Genomic DNA, 19,533 nt, shown 5'->3' with positions numbered 1-19,533 from the left:
CGGCTACGCCGCCCCCGCGTCCGTGAATCCGTGATGGGCGATCTCCAGGACCTCGGTGGCCACGGCGGGGCTCGCCGGGTCGAAGGAGGGACCGCGCCAGCTCACCGGGAGTACGTCGATCAGCCCCCACTGGGCGACCATCGAGCCGTCCGCGCGCAGCGCGGCGATCTGCCCGGTGGGCCGGGTCACCCCCGTGGTCACGGAGGAGATCCACTCCGCCACCTTCGCGGTCTCCTCGGTGAGGGGCCGGGTCAGCGTGATGTTGGAGAAGGTGATGCGGGAGGGCAGCTGCCAGACGAATCCGTTGTTGCCGCCCTCCTGCCGCTGCTCGATCTCGACCTGGGAGGAGAGCCCTTCGCAGCCGTTGAAGTTGCCCAGGCTCTCACCGTCGATGGTGAGGTTGAAGAAGATGGTGGAGCCTGCGTCGAGTTCCTGGGGCATCGGGTGGGGCCTTCCTGCGGTTCCACGTGCGGTTGGGGGGGCGGAGGTTCCCGCGGGGCGGGACGTACGGGCTTGCGGGCCCGGGGCCTGTCAGTGGCGTGGGTCGCGCAGTCTGCCGATCCGCTCGCGGTCGAGCCGTAGCTCGGTGCGCAGCAGCCGGGTCATCGGCCCGATCAGCCGGTGGACCAGCTCCGCCACCTGGTCCTCCTTCAGCTCACGCGGTTGGAACCGGCTCGTCACCGAGGGGGCGGGCCTGTCCGCGGAGCCTGTGCCGCCTCCGCTCCGTTGCACAGCGACGGACGTGGTGCTCCGTTGGACCGCGACGGACGTGGCGCGGGGCGGTGCGGTCACGCGTGCGGGGGCGGGCGCCGGTGTCCGGACGGGGGACGGGGGCGGCGAGGGCCGCGCGGCCGGGACGGCGGGCGCCCGCTGCACGGGGAGCAGGGCAGCCGGAGCGGGCCGGGCGGGCGCCAGGGACACGACGGGGCTCCGGACAGGCCGGTCCACGGAGGCGGCCGGGGCGCCCGGAACTCCGGGAGCTTGAGGGGTTCCGGAGCCGCCGGGGGCGTCCGCCGGCGGAGTACGGGCGATCCCGCCGGGGACGGGTGGCGCCGACGCGGGCAGGTACGCGGAGCGCTGGACGACGGGGAAGGCAGCGGCGGTACTGCCGGGTCGCGCGGGGGCGGATGCCGTGGTGGGAACGGCCACGGGACGGGCGGGGCGGGTGGTTGCCCGCGGCTGCGGACGGACGGCGGGAGCCTGCACCGACGACGGCGCCGCGGCACGCTGTACCGGATTCCCGCGGACACCGCCGATACCGGTGGTCGCCGGGGCCGGACTTGTCGTGGGGGCGGTCCGAACGTGCCGTAGACGCACGGCGCGCGGGGCACTCCTCGGTGCGGGGGCAGGCGCCGGCGAAGACGGTGAAACGGCCTTGCGGACGCCCGGGTGCGTGGATGTCCCGGGAGCGGCGGCCGCGAGGGCGCCGGCCACCTGGGCATCGTCGCGTCGGCGCGAGGCGGGCGCCGGAGCGCTGCCCACCCCCGCGCCGGGGACCGCCGGCCCCGTCCCCACCGGCGCCGGCGTGAACCCGGCGACTGTGAGCGGCCGCGCGGAACCCACCAGCGGGGCGACCGGCATGGGTCGCGCCCGCGACGCCGAAGGCGCGTCGGCCGATGCAACGGTCACGGCGGACGCAACGGCTACGGCGGGCGATCGCACCACGGACGGCAGGGCACGCGTCGACGGCGACGGAGGAGAAGCGGGGGCCGGGGCAGAGGGAGACGCCGGGATCTGTGACGAGGGCCGGGGCGGGGGCGAGGTCCGGGCTCCGGACGACCGCTGCACGGGCAGCGCGCCGCCCGGGCGGCCGGATACGGATGCGTCATCGGCGACCGGCCGCGCCGGCTCCCGTACCGCGGAGTCGGCGTCGGAGCCGCGTACCGGACCGGCGTCGGGTGCGGGCAGCGACCGGGGTCGAGTCACAGGAGGGACGGCCGAAGCCGTCACCGGCCGCCGCGCTGCCACGGTGGCCGGCACTGCCCGCTGCACCCGCGGCGCGGAGGCCGACCGGACGGCTCCGGATCCGCTCGCCGCCACGGGCGGTGTCGAACTCACCGACGGGGCCGCCGCGTCGGTGCCGCTCACGACGGGGCGGCTCAGCGGCCGGACGGGAGCGCCGGGCACCGCTGCACCAGCGGGGCCCACCGGACCGGAGGACGGTGAGCCGGAGCGGTGGACCTCAGCCGGACGCGTAGGTGCCGGAAGGGCAGCGGGACGGGGGGCCAGTGCGGGCGTGGAGCCCTTGGCGGGTGCGGGGCGCTGTGCAGGGGCGGGGACCTGTGCGCGCGTGGGGTTCTGTTCGGGGGCGGGACTCTGGGCGCGTACAGGGCTCTGTTCGGGGGCGGGAAGCCGCCGTCCCGACGGTCCGTCCGCAGTGCGGTGCCCGGCGCCCGGACCGCTGGGCGTCGCCACAGCAGCGGGGTCGGCCGCCCCTGAGGCGGCGGGCCGCCGCACCGGACGAGCACCACCGGTCCTGCCCGCGGGTGAATCGGCCGCCACCACGGAGGCCGCACGCGTCGCAACGGCGGGGCGCCCCGTTCGGGTACCGGGCGCCGTCACCGCGCCGCTCGCGCCGGAGCGGGACGAGCTGGATGAACCGGTGGGCCTGGAGGGGCCTGGCCCGGAATCCGGCCCGGCCCCGGTGCTCGCGGGCCGGGGCCCGTCCGATGACGCTCCCGCGGCGACGTCGCGCCGCTGTACGGGCCGCACAGGTGCGGGAGTGACGGGCGGCGTCATGGGCCCGGGCACCGGCCGCGCGGCCGGTGACGCCGGGGCGCCCGGCCGGCTTCCGGCCGCCGACGAACGCTGTACGGGAGGTGTGGGGGCAGGCGCCGGGGCGCCGGTCTGCCGACGCACGGCCGGGGCAGCCGCCGGACCGGCGACAGGCCGGCTCGACGGCGCACCCAGCCCCGGCCGGACGGCCGGGCGTGGACCGGGCGTACCCGTTCCGGGCGTACCGGCTCCGGGCGTCACGGCTCCCGGCGTACCGGCCTGCCGCGCAGCACCCTCAGGGGCGGCCGCCGGTGCCCTCCGGGCAGGAGGCGTTCCCCCGCCGGCCGCACGCCACCGCCCTGACGGCACTTCGCCCCCGGAGATGCCCGGGGGCGGGACCGCGGGCGCCTCCGGCCCTGGCGAGGACGGTCGCACGACGGGAGTGGCGATGCCACGACGCCACTGCGCCGGGGATGCCTCGGCCGTCGGCGGCCCCGGCGGAACCACCGGTCCTGACAGCGGGGGCCCGAGCAGCGAGCGCCGGGCCGGCGCGGAGCCCGCCGGTCCGGCCGCCTTCGCCTCACGTCGCTGGACGGGGAGTGAGGAGGTGCGATCCGGAGGAGTCCGGCCCGGCGGGAGCGCCGCCCCGGGTGCCCCCGTCGGACCCGGCTGCCGGGGGCCCTGCGGCTCGATCCGCGCGGAGCCGCCACGAGGGCCGCCCGTGTCCCCCTCCGAGGTGCGGCCGGCGGAAGGCGGAGGCACCGAGGCCGGAGGGACGGGAGAACGGGGAGCGGGGGCCGGAGAGGAGGCGGCCGAGGAGGAAGGAGCGGGCGTCGGTGCGGACACCCGTGAGCGGCTCGGCACCACCGTGGGCAGCACCCTGCGCTGGACCGTGGCCGGGGTGGAAGCCCGGGTCAGTGCCGAGGGCGTGGGTCCCGGCCGGGGCCGGACGGGGGCGACCCGCGGGCCGAGGGCGCGCTGGACCGAAGGCCCCTGCCGATCGCCACGGCTCCCCGGATCCCCGCCTCCTCCGTCCCCGTCGGCGACGAAAGCGGCCGACGGGGCGAGCCTGGCCTCGCCGAGGGCTGTCGGCCCGGACCCCATGGCGAACGTCGACGTGTCCTTGAGGAGACCGGTCGGCGCGTCGACCAGGACGGCGTGCGAGAGGGTCCCCGAAAAGGAGTGGTTCTGCCAAGTGGTCAGCGAGCCGCCGAATTCGGCGGACGCGACCGTCTGCCGCGCCGGCGCCAGCATCGCGCGCCGGATCGGCGGCAGACCCACCCAGCCGCGTCCCCGGCCGGGAGCACCGGCACCGGTGCCGGCACCTTCGCCGACGGACTCCCCGGGGACGGGGCCCGGCACCGTACCGTCTCCGCCCGCGCTCCCCTCCAGGTCATGGCCTTGGGTCCGGCTCCGGTTCCCGCCTCGGCCCCGTCCCTTGAGCCGGTCGAACATGCCCATCACCGCTCCGTCGCAGCACGCGTCACCAACGTGGCGATCTGCTCGGCGAATCGCCGCCGCTCACGGTGTTCGAGGTCCAGAATGTCGTCCAGGTTCCAGTGGAAGTGGTAGGCGATGTACGCGATCTCCTCATGGATCCGGTCGGTCGCGTACGTCACGATTCCCCCAGGCGGCTCCCGCCGAGCTCGACCTCGAACGGCTGCTCGCAGTGCGGACAGGACACGCCGGCCCTGGTGTGGCCCTCGGCGTTGACCTGACGGTAGAAGTCCTGCAGAAACGCGAGGTCGGAGGCGAACATGTTCTCCACCACGCCGTCGTGCATGTGCGCCACGGTGCCCAACTGGGTGATGACCCGGCCGAGCAGCACCACCGAGAGATACGCGGGGTTCTCCTGCACCCGCATGTCCCGCAGCGGAATCAGCTCGTCCCGGGCGGTCGCCAGTCGCATGACGCCTTCGCGGTGCACGGTTCCCATGTCGTCCACGTACCCGCGCGGCAGCTCGAACGCGAACTCGGTCCGCAACTGCTGCCGTACGGGTGGTGCTTCCGCGGGTGCGACGGCCGGGGCCGCCACGTCCGCGAATGCGGATGTGGCGGCAGCGGCGTCGGCGGCGGGCCTGGCAGGTCCGCGGCGCATTACTCGGTGACCAGCTCTTCGTAGACGATCGTGACGGTCTCGGTCATCACGGACGCCTCGCCGGCCGTCGCCGCCGCACCCATCACCTTGGTGCACCAGGCGTTACGCAGGTGCTGACGCCTGACGGGGTTGTACTGGTAGTCCATGTAGATGATGCTCGCGTTCTTACGGGCGGAGCCCATGTCGCCGCGCAGCGAGGCGTTGATCCACTCCGTGAAGGCGGTGGACTGCTCCATTCCGCGGGTGACGGTGGTCTCGCCGGCCTTCTTCACGCCGGGCATCTTCTTGGTGATCGGCTGGCCGTTCGCCGAGACCTGCTGGTACTCGATGACGTCCTGCTCCATCCCCACCTCGCCCACGGCGTGGAGGTACTCGACCATGACTCCGTCGATCTGGAGGCCGAAGTTGTGGGTAGTGAGGGCGTCACCCTGGGAGAGACTCATGAAAAGCCGTTCCTTCTACTGAGGCTGGGACCTGTGGCTGTACGCGAGAACGAGCGGGGCCGGAGGCTGTGACGTCTACTCCTCCAACTCGCCGCTGCCGCCGGAGAACTGTGCGAGCCGGAAGATCACGAACTCGGCGGGCTTGACCGGCGAGACACCGATCTGGCAGATGACCCGTCCCAGGTCCACCGACTCCGGCGGGTTGGTCTCGGCATCGCACTTCACGTAGTAGGCGTCCTCCGGCGTGGCGCCGAACAGTGCGCCGCTGCGCCACTCCGTCACCAGGAACGCGGAGATGTTCCGCCTGATCCGGGCCCACAGCGCCTGGTCGTTGGGCTCGAACACCACCCACTGCGTGCCGTTGAGGATCGACTCCTCCAGGTAGTTGAAGTACCTGCGGACGTTGAGGTAGCGCCAGGCCGGGTCGGAGGAGAGGGTGCGTGCGCCCCAGACGCGGATGCCGCGGCCGGGGAAGGTGCGGATGCAGTTGACGCCGATCGGGTTGAGCAGGTCCTGCTCGCCCCGGGTGATCTGCATCTCCAGGTCGACGGCGCCGCGCACGACCTCGTTGGCGGGGGCCTTGTGCACGCCGCGCTCGGAGTCGTTGCGGGCCCAGATGCCGGCGATGTGGCCGCTCGGCGGGATGAGCCGGGTCTGGCCGCCGGCCGGGTCGAATACCTTGATCCACGGGTAGTAGAGCGCTGCGTACTTCGAGTCGTAGTTGGACGTCTCCTGACGCCAGACCCGGATCTGCCTGGCGTTGAGGCCGGGCGGCGGGTCGATGATCGCCAGTCGGTCGCCCATCAGCTCGCAGTGGGCGATCAGGCCGAGCTGGACGGCCTTCACGGCCTCCAGGTCGATCGCGCCGCGCTGGTAGGCGGCCATCAGATCGGGGACGGCGACCATCGAGATCTCGTCCACCGCTTCGAGACCGCCGAAGCCGGTGCGGTCCGCGGAGTCACCCAGGTACTCGGCGATGCCGACCGACTCGTCGTCCGCCGCGTCCGGGACCGCGGGGGCCTGCGCGGCGGCAGGCGCCTCGAGCGCGACCGTCTGGTTGTCGGGGCGGGCGAGTTGCGATGCCGCGGCCCCTTCCTGCACGGAGATCAGCTTGGAGCGTTCCTTGACCTGCGTGACCACATAGTTGCGGGCGCTCTTCTTCGCCGAGACGTCGAAGGTCTCGACGGGCTTCGCACCGTCCTTGACGACCAGCCGGAAGCGCTCGGCGGGGCCCTCGCCCTCGGCGTCCGTGACCTCGACGCTGAGTGTGCCGCTCTCCCCGGACGCCACGGCCGACACCTTGAACGTCCCCAGAGCCGCGGGCTCTCCGGCCGTCAGCGCGGCGGGCACCGCGGCGCCGCCTGCGACGGCCGTCCGGCCGCGCTGCGCGCCGGCCGGGTCGGTGCCTTCGCCCGTCACTCCGCCGGGCGCCCCGCCCACCCTGACGACGTAGGCGGCGGACCCGCCGTTGTTGAAGAAGCCGTACACCGAATGTGCCAGGAAGTACCCGTCGGTGAACTCGCCGAAGGACGCGACGTACTGGGTCCAGTTGGTCACCAGCGTCGGCTCGTTCAGAGGACCGTCGGGTGCCAGCCCGACGAATGCGGCCACCGAGGTGCCGACCCCCTCGATCGGACGAGAGCCGCTGGCCACCTCTTCCACGTACACGCCGGGCGACAGGTAAGACGGCATGCTCTGCTCTCCTCGGGGTACCGATACAAGACCCGACTCACCCTCGCGGCTCAGGCGCAAGCGGGTAAACGTCCTCAAGTGCCTCATCAGGGGCACCGAACCTGCCCTCAGGGGCAACCCGGAGAAGCCTGCGAGGCCCTCTCCCGCGACCAGGGGTCCTGGCGGGACGTGGCGGAAGTGACTCCGGGCGCCGTACCGCGGAGTGCGGCCGGGGACGCGGTCCGCGCCTCCGGCCGGAGTCGCACAGGAAGGGATTCGAGGGCAGCGAGCGATACCTTTCGGGCAGCGGTCCTACCCTGCGGCCTCTGACGTCGCCTCTCCCGTGAGCAGTAGCGTCCGTCGGGTGACCACCTGGACATCTCTGGAGCCCGCCTCGACCACGGTCGACCCGGGCAGCAGCACCACCGTACGACTCCGTCTGCGCAACACCGGCGACGTCGTCGACGAGTACCGCTTCGAGGCGGTCGGCGACGTCGCACCGTACGTCTCGGTGGAGCCGCCGTCCATCAGACTCTTTCCAGGGACCACCGGAATCGTGGAGCTGACGTTCGCTCCGCCCCGTACCCCGGACGCGACCGCGGGACCGCATCCGTACGGTGTCCGCATCCTGCCGACCGAGCACCCCGGGGCCACCACCGTCGCCGAAGGCAACGTCACCTTCACCACGTTCATGGAGGTGCGGGCCGAGCTGGTCCCGCACACCGTCAAGGGACGCTTCAGGGGCCGGCCCAAGCTGGCCGTCGACAACCTCGGAAACACCGTGCTCACGGCGTCGATCGGTGGCGGCGACAAGAGCAGCGACGACCTCTCGTACGAGATCGTCCCGGCCAACGTCCAGATCCAGCCCGGCCGCGCGGCCTTCGTCGACGCGACGCTCAAACCCCGGCAGATCACCTGGGTGGGGCAGAAGCAGGAGCGGCCCTACGAGCTGTCGGTGCGACGCTCCGGGTTCGAGCCCCTGGCGGTGAACGGGACGTACGTACAGCGCAGCCTGCTGCCGCTCTGGATGATGACGACGCTGAGTCTGCTGCTCGCCCTCACCATCACCGGCCTCGTGCTCTGGTTCACCTACAAGGCACCGGTCCGCACCCTCGCGCAGCCGAAGCTCGAACAGGCGGCGGCCACCGCACTGCCGGAGGAGCCGCCGGAGCAGCCGGCCGAGAAGCCCACGCAGGAGGCCGCACCCTCCGAGGAGCCCGGTGGGACGGGCGGCGGCGGTGGAGAGAAGGAGAAGCCCGAGGAGGAGAAACCCGAGCGGGGCCCGCTGCCCATCACGTCGGAGGACAAGCCGAACCTCTTCGTGCAGTTCGCACAGGTACGGCTGGTCGTGGGGGCGGGCGGCTGCAAGCTGACCGCCGCGCACACGGTGGGCAAGCTGGACGCCGCGACCCAGAAGGCGCTGAAGTGCTTCCAGCAGTCCAACAACTCGAAGTACGGCGCCTTCAGCAGACTGGCGGAGACCGACGGACCCGGAAACCTGGGCCGCTCCACGATGACGGCACTCCTGGCCTCGCACTTCGTCGACGCGAAGACGGTGCCTCTGAAGGCGGACGAGGCGAGCCCGGAGGTGCCGTGGGTGCGGAACGTCCTCCTCTGGGGCACGCAGGCCGAGTTCGACGACGGTGACCTGGACCTGGCGATCCACGCCACGAAGGCCAACCTCGACTATCTGCGGAAGCACGTGCAGCTCAAGGAGAAGCCGTCCCAGGGCGTCTTCGACAGGATCAAGGAGTACCAGCGCCAGTTCGCGGCCGAGCAGACCGGGGTCCTCGACGAGACGACGCTCAACAAGGCGAAACTGGGCTGGATCAACGGGCAGGACCAGCCGGGCACGGTGGTCGCGAAGGGCTGGCTCCCGGCAACGGTGGAGTAGAGGCCCCGTTCCGTGCCCTCGCGGGCCGGCCTACCAGGACGCGTCGTCCAGGACCAGCCGGCCCGCCTTGCGGTATTCGCGCTGGGCGCCCGCCAGCAGATCCGCCGTCGACACTCCGTCGCCACGGCCCGCCGCCGCGTACGCGGCCGTGACGACGGCACTGCGGATCGAGCCGCCCGCCAGCTCGAAGTCCGCCGCGCAGGACGCCGGATCGATGTCGTCGGCGCACGGGACGTGGGCGAGGCTGTGCCGCCAGAGCGCCAGGCGCTGTTCCTCGTCGGGGAAGGGGAAGTCGACCACCAGGTCCAGCCGGCGGGTGAAGGCGTCGTCGATGTTCGAGCGCAGGTTGGTGGTCAGCAGGGCGATGCCGTCGAACGACTCCAGGCGCTGGAGGAGATAGGCGCTCTCCATGTTCGCGTGGCGGTCGTTGGAGCTGCTGACCTCGGAGCGCTTCCCGAAGACGGCGTCCGCCTCGTCGAAGAGCAGCACCGCGTCCGTACGGTCGGCTTCGGTGAAGATCCGCTCCAGGTTCTTCTCCGTCTCACCGACGTACTTGTCCACGACGGACGGCAGCTGCACGACGTAGAGATCGAGGCCGAGTTCACCCGCGACCACCTCGGCGGAGAGCGTCTTCCCGGTACCGGAATCGCCCGCGAACAGCCCGACCACGCCCCGCCCGCGCCCGCCGCCCGCGCTCAGCCGCCAGTCGCCGAGCACCCGGTCGCGGTGCTGGGCACGAAGGACCAGCTCCCGTAGCTGCGCCAGCGGGCCGTCGGGCAGGACGAGGTCGTTCCAGCCGACGTCGGGGCGGATACGGCGGGCGTGCCGCTCAAGGCCCGACGCGGACTGCTGCCGGGCCGCGAGCCGCAGATGCGCGGCGGACAGCGCCGTACCGTCGAACGCGGCGCGGTCCAGCGCCGCGCGGGCCGCGCGGTCGATGCCGCCGGGTCCGAGCCGGTACGCGGCGACCACCGGCGCCAGGTCGAACTCCGGTTCGTCGGGGCCGAGCGCCGTCCGCCAGGTGTCGAGATCGCCGGCACGCTGCCGGTGTGCGTCCAGCACGATCGGGTCGCGCCCCCCGTCGTACCACTGCGGGTCGTAGGGGCGCGGGTCGGCGAACAGCACGGGGACGTCGTTCACCGTGAGTGCCCTGATCAGCTCCTCGGGCCTCTCGGGCAGCGCGGTCACCACGATCGCGCGGCCCGTCAGCCGTGCCTCCCGGAGCAGTTCCCGGTACGGGAGGCGCGGTGCCGTCGTGCGTTCCACCGGCGCGTGCTCCTCGGGAGCGTGGTCCCCCGAGCGATTCCCCGGGACGAGGTGCAGGGCCGGGATGCCGGCCGCGCCCAGGGCGGCGGTGGCGAAGGCCAGTCCGTCGCCGTCGCGGTGCTCACGCAGGTAGGCCGTGAGGGGGCGCGCCGAAAGCTGCTCGGCCAGCCTCCGCAACAGCGGGTCGACGCCGTACGCCTTGCCGGTGCCCGCCGCACCCTCCGGGTTCTCCGCGTCCACGTCCATGGGCAGGTACGGAAGCAGGCGTACGGTCCCTTCCAGCGCGGGGTCCGGGGTGTCGTCGCCGAGCAGATGGGCCACGACCCGGTCCGGCACGCGCAAGGAGCGGCTGAGGAAGGGACGTTCGGGATCGTCCACCTCGATCAGCCCGCGCGCGAGCAGCCGCGCGGCCGGATGGAACCGGGACCGCCCCGCGGCGGAGTGCGCGGGCACCCCGCACAGGTCGAGCGCGAGCGAGACGGTCGCCCGGTGACGGGTGACGTCGTCGTTGAGGTAGCCGTACAGCGGCTCGAACGTGCGGTCCAGGTCGGGTGCCAGCGCGATCAGCAGGATCTGGGTGTCGAGCGGGCTGAGCCGCAGCCAGTGGGCGAGCCAGTGGAGGCGGTCGTCGTCGGACGGCTCGGATCCGTCCGGCTCCTCCTCGGCCTCCGGCTCCTCCGGCGTCTCCGGCGTCTCCGGCCCCCCGGATCCGCCCGGCTCGGACCGCCGGGCGGGCTCGTCCCGCTCGTCCCGCTGGTCCGGCTCGTCCCGGTCGTCCGGGCCTGAGGGGTACGCGGGCTCCGTCCTCCCGAACAGCAGGTGCCGTACCGCGTCGTCCGTCAGATACATCCCGCGCATCGGATCGGCGGCCGTCGGGTCGGTGGCGCTGCGACGCTCGACGAGGACGGCCACTCGCTCGCGCAGTGCCGCGAGCCGTTCGAGCAGCGGAGAGGAGGGGTCGCTCACTTCGGCTGCTCCTGGAGCGTTCCTGTCCTGCCGTGCATCTTCGCGAAGCCCTCCTTGGCGGCGTCGACGCTCTCCGCGCTGTGGTAGCGCACGGGACTGTCGTCGGGCCGGCCCTCCGTCCCGCGCACCTCGACTCCGAGCCCTTCCGTGACGGGCGGGCCGACCCGGTATTCGGGGTAGGCGAGGAAGGGCGCGGTGATCACCACGTCGAGCGAGGGCTTGAGTTCGCCGCCGAGCGCGGACCAGATGTCCGCGAGCGAGCGCGCCTCGGTGTGCAGCCCCGCGACGGTCAGCGGGACGGACAGGCCCAGTCCGGCGAGTGTGCCGGTCAGGTCCTCCGGCGGGAGGATCTCTTTGGGCAGCAGCGTGTGCAGCACGGCGGAGAGCATCCGGTGTTCGTCCTGCGGGCGTTTGGTCCAGGCCGTGACGAGATACGAGAGCCGGAACCAGCGTGGCGGCTGGTGCTCCTTGAGGACGATCCCCTGCTCGTCGCGGAGCGCCATCCTGCCTCGCTGGCGACGCTTGGTGTCCTCACGGATGTCGTAGAGGTACGCGTCGATGGTCGGGGCGTTCCGCCGGGCCGCCCAGTCGCGCGTCGGGGCGTCGAAGGTGACCTCGACGTCGGACCCGGCGAAGGCGCCGCGGGTGAGCAGCCCTCTCAGGATGTCATCCACCTCGTGGATCACGGTCGCCCTGCCCTTCACCGTCGCCGCCCGTCACGGAACCGCTCGTAGCCGAACGGACCGCCGCGGAGAGCGGCCTGTCGTATCCCCACACCTGTCACCGCACTACGCCGGACCCGTCCGTGGTCCGTCCGGACACGGGCGGGCCTCGGCACGGAGCGGCCCAGTCCATCGTCGCCGTCAGGACGCCGGACCCGCGAGGCACCCGGGGGACGACCTAGGGGCAGTCACGTCACCCTCGTGTCGCCCGTCCCCTGCCCCTGGGGCCCTTGATTCGACGGACGGGTCGTCAGATGTAGCCTTCCCGCAAGGCATATGCCACGGCATGGGCACGGTTGCGGAGCTGCAGCCGGGTCGTCAGACCGTGCATGACGTTCTTCACGGTGCGTTCGGAGTACGACAGTTTGCTGGCAATCTCCCCTGTATCCATGCCCTCGGCCACCAGCCGGAGCACATCGACCTCGCGTGGCGCCAAGCCGGAAGCCGTGGTGGCCGACGCGCTGGTCGCGCCGCGCTGCAACGTGCCGACCTGGGCCATCAAGCGGCCCAGCAGGTCCGAGGGCAGATCGCCGTCGCCTCGGGAGGCGGCCAGGACCGCTCGGAGGAGGCGGTGGCCGGTGGCCTCGCGCCGCCAGACGATCGCGCCGACGCCGTACTCGATCACCTGGAGCAGTTCCGCCTCACGGATCAGGCTCGTGACGAGGACGGTCCTGGTGCCGTCCGCGCGCGTCAGCCGCCTCAGCCGCGACAGCGTGGGTTCGTCCAGCGCCTCGGCCAGCAGGACCGCGACCGTGCCCGGTCGGCCCGTGCCCTCGTCGATCAGCTCCACCTCGGAGTGCCGGCGGAGCTGGCTCACCGCTCCGTCCAGGGACAGCGGGTCCGACGCGTGGACCTCCACGGGGATTCTGACCGGGGCCCGATGAACCATGCCTGTACGTCCTCGCGTCCTGCTCGACGGAACCAACCGTTCCTGCCCCTTCATCCTTCCTTCGCCGAAAGGACGACCACAACGTGGTCCACCACGAGACCGACCACGAGATCGGCGGCACGTCCCCATGACAGGGTTATCGAGTCAGCCACTGCCTCGTCCACCGGTCCCCTCGTCGGCTCCGGGCCCCGCCTCTGCCGGACTGCTCGAACGCGAGTCCGCTCTGGATCTGCTGACGGCGGAGGCCCACCGGGCGATGGAGGGATCCGGACGACTGGTCCTGTTCCGGGCGCCCACGGGTACGGGCCGCAGCGCGCTGCTGGAGGCCGCCGCCGAACTGGGTGCCCGGCTGGGTATGCGGGTGCTGCGGGCCCATGCCTCCGCCGAGAGCTCCGGCATCCCCCTCGCCCTCGTCACCCAGCTCCTGGGCCCACCGCACGATCTCGGCGGCCTCCAGGACGACACCCCGGAGACCCCGCACCACCTCCGCTACCCGTCCCGCCTGTGGCAGTCGCTGTGCGAGCACGCGGCCGGGTCGCCCCTGCTGCTCGCCGTCGACGACGCGCACCTCGCCGACCAGCCCTCCCGGCGCTGGCTGGCCGAGGCCGCCCGGCGGCTGACCGGGATGCCGGTCCTGATGGTGGTCACCGAGCGCGGCCAGTACGACGTCGCCCCGCCGCAACCGGGCCTCGCGTACTCCCTGCCCCCCGGCGTGGTCCGGATGCACGCGGTGGCGCCGCTGAGCCGTCCTGCCGCCGAGGAGCTGGTACGCCGCGCCCTGGGCCCGGACACCGGCGAGGCCTGGGTGGACGGCTGCGTACGGGCGGGCGCCGGCAACCCGCTGCTGCTGCGCGCGCTGCTCGATGACCTGCGGGCGGTCTTCCCGCACCGCGGCCGGGCCGGCGCCGCGGACGGTGGCTGCCCGGAGCCGATGCTGCCCGAGAACTGCGCCGAGCTGTACCCGGGGGCGTTCGTCACGGCGGTCTCGTGGTGGCTGAGCAGCACCGGCCCGGAAAGCACCCTGGTGGCCCGCGCGCTCGCGGAACTGGAGGACTCGGCAGGGTGTGACGAGGGGGAACACCGGCCCCCCGGCAGCCCCGGGATGCCAGGCACCCGACCGGGGCCCGCCGCCCACGAAGACCCCGAACCCGGCGACGACTTCGGCGACTTCCTCGCCGAGCTCACTCGTGCCGACCCCGACCGGGTCGACGGCTGGATCACCGCGATGCTCCGGCTCGGTCTGCTGTGCCGCGCTCCCGGCACCGGTGTCCCGCGCTTCGCGCACCCCCTGCTGCGCGGGGCGGTCCTCGACAGCTGGCCCCGCTCGCACCGGCAGGCACTGCACCTCCGCGCGGCCGAACTGCGCCAGTGCCGGGGCCACGGGGTCGAAGCGGTGGCCGGGCATCTGCTGCGTACCACCCCCGGCGGTACCAAGCGCGTCGCCAAGGCCCTTCTCGACGCGGCAGCCGACGCGTCCAGGGCCGGCAGGACCGGCGCAGCCGCGCACTACCTGCGCCGCGCGCTCGACGAACCGATGTCACGTGAGCGCCGGGCCGCGGTGCTCACGGAACTGGGCGAACTGGAGTTCGGCACCCTGCGGACCGGCGGGATACCCCGCCTGGCCGAGGCGCTGCGTCTCCAGGAGGAGCCCAGGGACAGGGTGCTGGCGGCGGTCCACCTGGGCAACGCCCTGGCCGCCCGGGGCAAGCCGCACGCCGCACTCGACGTCATGCGCGATCTGGGCGCGCTGGACGGGGAGCCCGTCCTCGCCCGTACGATCCAGACGGCGTCGGCCTTCTTCTCGGACCACGACCCTGAGATCCGGCGGGCCGTCCACACCCGGCTGCGCGAGCGCGCCGAGCGCTCCCCGGAGTGGATCAGCCCGGCCCTGCGCGCCCTGCTGATCCGGTACGAGTCGACGGCCGGGCTGCTGTCGGCGGAGTCGGCCATGCGGCAGATCCGGCACCTGCTGACGTCCCCGGAGGACCCGCTGCTGGTGCCCTACCTCCTGGGCACGGCCGCCGCCGTGGCGCAATGGGCCGACGCGCCGGACGACGCCGAACGCATCATCAGGACCGGGCTGACCGAGCACTGGCTGTCGCCGCTGCACCCCGTCCACCGGCCCCTGCTCAACACGCGGGTGGACACCGCAGCCGCACGCGGCCGCTACCGGTGGGTGCTGGAGGAGACCGCCCACAGGTTGCGGTCTCCGGGCGACTCCCCCCGCACCGGTGCGAGCAACTTCCTGGCCCACCGCGTCATCGCACTCGTCGAGTGCGGCCGCTCCTCCGAGGCCGAACGGCTCATCGCAGGTACCCACGACAGCACGGCGCAGGACGGCTGGGAGCACAATCGGTTCCTCTATGCGCGGGGCGTGCTGCGTGCGTCCGTCGGCGATCACGCGGGCGCCCTGGCCGACTTCCGGGAGTGCGGCAGGCGCCAGACCGCCCGCGACGTGGAGAGCCCCGTCGTCACACCGTGGCGCTCGGCCGCCGCCGAATCCCATCTCCGGCTGGGGGAGACGCGGGAGGCCCTCGCACTCGCCGAGGAGGAGAGCCGGTACGCCTCCGTGTGGGACACGCCCCGGGTCCGGGGCCGCGCCCTGCGCGTCCTCGGCGCGGCCACCGGCGGCCGACGCGGTCTCGAACTCACCGCCGAGGCCGTCGGCGTCCTGCGCGGCACATCGCTGGACGTCGAGCTGATCCCCGCGCTCATCACCCACGGGCTCCAGCTCACGGCCGCCGGCCGGGCTCGCACCGCCCGCCCGCTGCTCAGGGAGGCCGCCACGGCGGCCGAACGGCTGGGCTCGGTCCGGCTGTCGGGCCGCGCGGAACGGGCCCTGCGCGCCAGCGGTGCCCGTCCTGGGAACGCCTCCCTCACGGGCCGCGACTCACTGACCGTCAGTGAACGCCGCATCGCCGCACTGGCCGCCGACGGACGCACGAACGCCGAGATCTCCGCACTGCTGCATCTGGCGCGGCGTACCGTGGAGACGCATCTGACCAGCACGTACCGCAAACTCGGCATACGACGGAGGGGGGACCTTCCGGCCGCGCTGAACAGCGGTGCGGACGAGCCCTCCTGACGGCCGGGTTGCCCCTGCGGCCCTTCTGCTCACCCGCTCACACCCGGGATCCTGCCCCGGCGGCCCTCCCGCCGCCCGCGTCGATCGGGTGACCATGGTCGATCAGGCGTTGAGTGGCGAGGAGTACCGTGCGCGCATACAGAGCACAGGCCGAGCAGGCCCGGGGCCGGGAGAGCAGCCGCCGCGCGGAGGTGCCGGCCACGTTCGCGCAACGCGTCCGGGCTCTCCAGCGCGCGGCGGGAAACGCGGTCGTGGCCCGTGCCGTCGAGGAGGAACGGCACCAGCACGGTGCCGCATGCGGCCATGAGGCCGCCGAGCAGCCGCCCGCCGACGCCTCGTCCGCACAGCTGTCCTCGGTGATGGACGCCGTTCGCTCCCCGGGCCGTCCGCTGGACTCGCGTCTGATGGAACGGGCGGAGCAGGGCTACGGCATGTCCTTCCGCCATGTGCGCGTCCACAGCGACCCGGTCGCGCAGAGCTCGGCCACGGCCTTCGGCGCCCGTGCCTACACGACGGGCCATGACATCGTCGTCGGCCCCCAGGGCGCGGACGACGAGACGATGTTCCACGAGCTCGACCACGTCCGCCAGCAGTCCCTGGGTCCCGTCGCGGGGACCGACAACGGGGCCGGGGTGGCGGTCTCCCACCAGGACGATCCGTTCGAACGCCATGCCACGGCGAACGGCAGGAGGATGGCCCAGGGGGCCATGCCCGACCTGTCCGGCCCCGGGTCCGGCGCCTCGACCGGAACGGCCGGGACCGGCGGCGGTATCGCGGTGGCCCGCATGATGTCGTCCAGTGGCGGCCGGAGGATGCACACGAAGGACCGCGGCCAGATGTTCGAGATCAGCGGCGAGCGCGGCCCGGTCGTCGGCAGGTACGTCAGGTCCGCGTCGGACGGCACGGAGGTCTTCGACACCACCCAGGGGCGCATCCATGTGCGCCGCGAACAGATCATGGGCCCCCGGGCCACGGTGGGCGGCCTCCACCCGGAGGGCCGGACCCGCCCGCCCGAGCAGAATCTGCACGACCGGGACCAGATCCTGCTCTCCGAGGCCGACCTGTCCGGTGCACGGGCGCGGGTGCGCCGGGACCCCAGCCAGGCGGGCAGGATGGCCGCCACCACGTTCGAGGAACAGCCCGACTACCAGGAGTACGAGAACAACCGCGAGGATCTGCGGCGACTGGGTGTCCCCGTCCTCAACAACGTCGACCTCAGCCGGCCCGAGGCCGCCGACCGCTTCCGCGATGTCGGCCCGAACGCCAACATGCACTTCCAGATGCCGCGTGTGCCACGGGGAACTCGCGGCTACTCCACCCAGGAGCTCATCAGGGACACCGGCAGGCTCCCTGGACGCGCCGGCCGCGACGACGTGACGGTGAGCGTCACCACGCCTCATCCGTCCAGATACCCGAAGTCGGGCACGCACAACGGCTTCTACGGCATGGAGAACCGGAGGGGCGTGCCGGAGGGCATGAGGCTCGCGGGCGAGCACTCCGACGACGACGCGGACCTCGAGGCGTACGGCTACGGTCACCGGCAGTCCACGAAGGACGTGGGTGCCGCCGTGGCGGACCGCAGGAAGACGTACCTGATGGAGCCGGACCGGCGCAGCAACAGCCCCGAGGAGGATCCGGATCCCTCGTACCGACGCCGGAGCAAGAGCCGCAGCAAGAGCCAGAGCCGCGCGAGCCAGGCTCCGGCCCCCACCCGTCGGCGCAGGTCGAGGCCGCCCCTGAGCACCACGGGGCGCCGCCATCACGCCCCCGCCCCCGTCAACTACGCGGCGGTGGAGGACGAGGACGACTACGTCGGCAGCCAGCAGCCCGAGAGCAGCAGCCACCGGCGCCGCCGCGGCAGTGTCGCGCCCAGCTACGTCATGGAATCCGAGGACGAGGGGCGAAGGTCGCGCAGAAGGAGCCGTCGCTCCGTGGACGTAGGACCGTTCGAGCCCGAACCCGAGCGGGAACGCAGCCGTAGCCGTCGGCGCAGGCCGAGCCGGGCACCCGCCGGCATGAGCAGCAGCCGTCCCGTCATCCTCGACGACGACGTCTCGTACGGAGCCGGGCCCATCGACGACGAACCCCGGCGCGAACGCAGCCGCAGCCGTCGGCGCAGGCCGAGCCGGGCACCCGCCGGCATGAGCAGCAGCCGTCCCGTCATCCTCGACGACGACGTCTCGTACGGAGCCGGACCGATCGACGACGAACCCCGGCGGGAGCGGGGGCGCAGCCGTCGGCCCTCGTCCTCCCGCACGCCCTTCATCACGGACAGCGGCCGTCGCACCGTCGTACCCGCCAGCTACGCCGAACCGGAGTGGGAAGAGGACTTCTCGTACGAGGCCGGTCCGTTCGCTCCCGCCCCCCGGGGGCGCGATCGCCGGTGAGGACGACCGGCTGCCGGCGGTCAGGACGAGCCGCCCGCCCGGCCCTCCCCGGGAGAGCCGCGGGAGAACATTGGTATGGACATGCTCAATCGGCGGGACTAGCCTCACAGTTGGTCTAGACCGCAATGGACGCACGGCCTCCGCTTCCCCACCTGCCGCATCGGGTTCGCTCCACCGGGCGGTCGTGTCGGAGGCCGTGTGTCCGCGGCCGGGCCCCGGCATCCCCCCACTGTGCCCGCCCCGGCACAGCCCACAGAAAGGGCACCCATGCCTCGACCGCAGCGACGCACGGCAGGACACACGTACACCGCCCGGCTGCTGGCCCTCGCGCTGGCGGCTGCGGGAGCCGCCCAGGCCCTGATCGGCACGGCCCCCACCGCGTCCGCCACCACCGATGCACCCTCCGCCTCCACGGCCGCCGCCACCTGCGCCCTGAAGTCCCGGCCGCAGGGCAAGGTGCTCCAGGGCTACTGGGAGAACTGGGACGGCGCCGCGAACGGCGTCCACCCGCCGTTCGGCTGGACCTCGATCGCCGATCCGCGTATCCCCCAGCACGGCTACAACGTCGTGACCGCGGCCTTCCCGGTCATCCGCTCGGACGGCACGGTGCTGTGGGAGGACGGCATGGACGCCACCGTCAAGGTACCCACGCCCGAGGAGATGTGCGCGGCCAAGGAGGGCGGGCTCACCACCCTGCTCTCCATCGGCGGCGCGACGGCCGGCATCGACCTCAGCTCCGCGGCGGTGGCCGACCGCTTCGTGGAGACGGTGGTGCCGATCCTCAAGCGGTACCAGTTCGACGGCATCGACATCGACATCGAGACCGGCCTCAGCGGCAGCGGCGACATCAGCACGCTCTCGCCCTCGCAGGCCAACCTGATCCGCATCATCGACGGGGTCCTCGCCGCCATGCCCGACGGGTTCGGCCTGACCATGGCCCCGGAGACCGCGTACGTCACCGGCGGCAGCGTCACCTACGGCTCGATCTGGGGCGCCTACCTGCCGGTCGTCAAGAAGTACGCCGACAACGGCCGGCTGTGGTGGCTGAACATGCAGTACTACAACGGCAGCATGTACGGGTGCTCCGGCGACTCCTACGAGGCGGGCACCGTCCAGGGCTTCACCGCCCAGACCGACTGTCTGGACCGGGACCTCGTCGTGCAGGGCACGACCATCAGGGTCCCGTACGACAAGCAGGTGCCCGGCCTGCCCGCCCAGTCGGGAGCGGGCGGCGGCTACATGGCGCCCTCGCTGGTCGCCCAGGCGTGGAACGGCATCAGCGGCCTCAAGGGACTGATGACGTGGTCGCTCAACTGGGACGGGTCGCGCGACTGGACCTTCGGCGACAACGTCAAGGCCCTGCAAGGACGTTGATCCGTCCGGCGCCGCCTCCCGGT

12 protein-coding genes are annotated in these 19,533 nt (G+C 73.0%); 4 read left to right on the top strand and 8 right to left on the bottom strand.

Going from position 1 to position 19,533, the window contains the following annotated elements:
• Positions 1-3: 3 nt before the first annotated feature.
• From OG488_RS26800 to OG488_RS26780, 5 genes are all read right to left on the bottom strand, one after another.
• Positions 4-441, bottom strand: coding sequence for a phage tail protein (locus tag OG488_RS26800; protein WP_329233211.1), 438 nt, complete (start codon positions 439-441; stop codon positions 4-6).
• A gap of 3,734 nt (positions 442-4,175) precedes the next feature.
• The gene (locus OG488_RS26795) at positions 4,176-4,334 is read right to left on the bottom strand and encodes a DUF6760 family protein (protein ID WP_329233208.1); all 159 of its coding nucleotides are present in this window, start codon (positions 4,332-4,334) and stop codon (positions 4,176-4,178) included.
• A complete protein-coding gene (locus tag OG488_RS26790) occupies positions 4,331-4,813 on the bottom strand; it encodes a hypothetical protein (protein WP_329233206.1) in 483 nt (160 codons plus the stop codon). The genes OG488_RS26795 and OG488_RS26790 overlap by 4 nt, the downstream gene beginning before the upstream one ends.
• Complete coding sequence (locus tag OG488_RS26785) at positions 4,813-5,256, bottom strand: phage tail protein (RefSeq protein WP_033298593.1); 444 nt, start codon at positions 5,254-5,256, stop codon at positions 4,813-4,815. The genes OG488_RS26790 and OG488_RS26785 overlap by 1 nt, the downstream gene beginning before the upstream one ends.
• A 75-nt stretch (positions 5,257-5,331) precedes the next feature.
• Positions 5,332-6,948 carry a phage tail sheath family protein gene (locus OG488_RS26780; protein ID WP_329233204.1) on the bottom strand — a complete coding sequence of 539 codons (1,617 nt, stop codon included), beginning with the start codon at positions 6,946-6,948 and terminating at the stop codon, positions 5,332-5,334.
• Positions 6,949-7,291: 343 nt separating this feature from the next.
• Here OG488_RS26780 and OG488_RS26775 point away from each other — a divergent pair, with 343 nt between their 5' ends.
• Positions 7,292-8,821: a COG1470 family protein gene (locus tag OG488_RS26775; protein WP_329233201.1), complete on the top strand. Its 1,530-nt coding sequence runs from the start codon at positions 7,292-7,294 to the stop codon at positions 8,819-8,821.
• A 30-nt stretch (positions 8,822-8,851) separates the two neighbouring features.
• On the opposite strand, the gene OG488_RS26770 is transcribed toward OG488_RS26775, so the two are convergent.
• The 3 genes from OG488_RS26770 to OG488_RS26760 all read right to left on the bottom strand — a co-directional run bounded on the left by OG488_RS26770 (position 8,852) and on the right by OG488_RS26760 (position 12,664).
• Positions 8,852-11,053, bottom strand: coding sequence for an ATP-binding protein (locus tag OG488_RS26770; RefSeq protein ID WP_329233199.1), 2,202 nt, complete (start codon positions 11,051-11,053; stop codon positions 8,852-8,854).
• Entirely contained in the window at positions 11,050-11,739 is a 690-nt protein-coding gene (locus tag OG488_RS26765) for a DUF4255 domain-containing protein (protein WP_329233197.1), read from the bottom strand. Before OG488_RS26765 ends, OG488_RS26770 begins: the two co-directional genes overlap by 4 nt.
• A 286-nt stretch (positions 11,740-12,025) precedes the next feature.
• Positions 12,026-12,664: a helix-turn-helix transcriptional regulator gene (locus OG488_RS26760; protein ID WP_329233195.1), complete on the bottom strand. Its 639-nt coding sequence runs from the start codon at positions 12,662-12,664 to the stop codon at positions 12,026-12,028.
• 127 nt (positions 12,665-12,791) lie between these two features.
• Here OG488_RS26760 and OG488_RS26755 point away from each other — a divergent pair, with 127 nt between their 5' ends.
• The 3 genes from OG488_RS26755 (at position 12,792) to OG488_RS26745 (ending at position 19,510) form a co-directional block, all read left to right on the top strand.
• A complete protein-coding gene (locus OG488_RS26755) occupies positions 12,792-15,749 on the top strand; it encodes a helix-turn-helix transcriptional regulator (RefSeq protein ID WP_329233194.1) in 2,958 nt (985 codons plus the stop codon).
• Positions 15,750-15,877: 128 nt separating this feature from the next.
• Positions 15,878-18,136 (top strand): eCIS core domain-containing protein, encoded by a 2,259-nt coding sequence (locus OG488_RS26750; RefSeq protein WP_329233193.1) that lies wholly within the window; start codon positions 15,878-15,880, stop codon positions 18,134-18,136.
• Between the two features lie 267 nt (positions 18,137-18,403).
• Positions 18,404-19,510: a chitinase gene (locus tag OG488_RS26745; RefSeq protein ID WP_329233191.1), complete on the top strand. Its 1,107-nt coding sequence runs from the start codon at positions 18,404-18,406 to the stop codon at positions 19,508-19,510.
• Positions 19,511-19,533: the final 23 nt, after the last annotated feature.

This window comes from Streptomyces sp. NBC_01460, assembly GCF_036227405.1.
Lineage (GTDB): Bacteria > Actinomycetota > Actinomycetes > Streptomycetales > Streptomycetaceae > Streptomyces.
The sequence above is the reverse complement of the archived record's forward strand: the minus strand, read 5'-3'. Positions and strand labels throughout refer to the sequence as shown.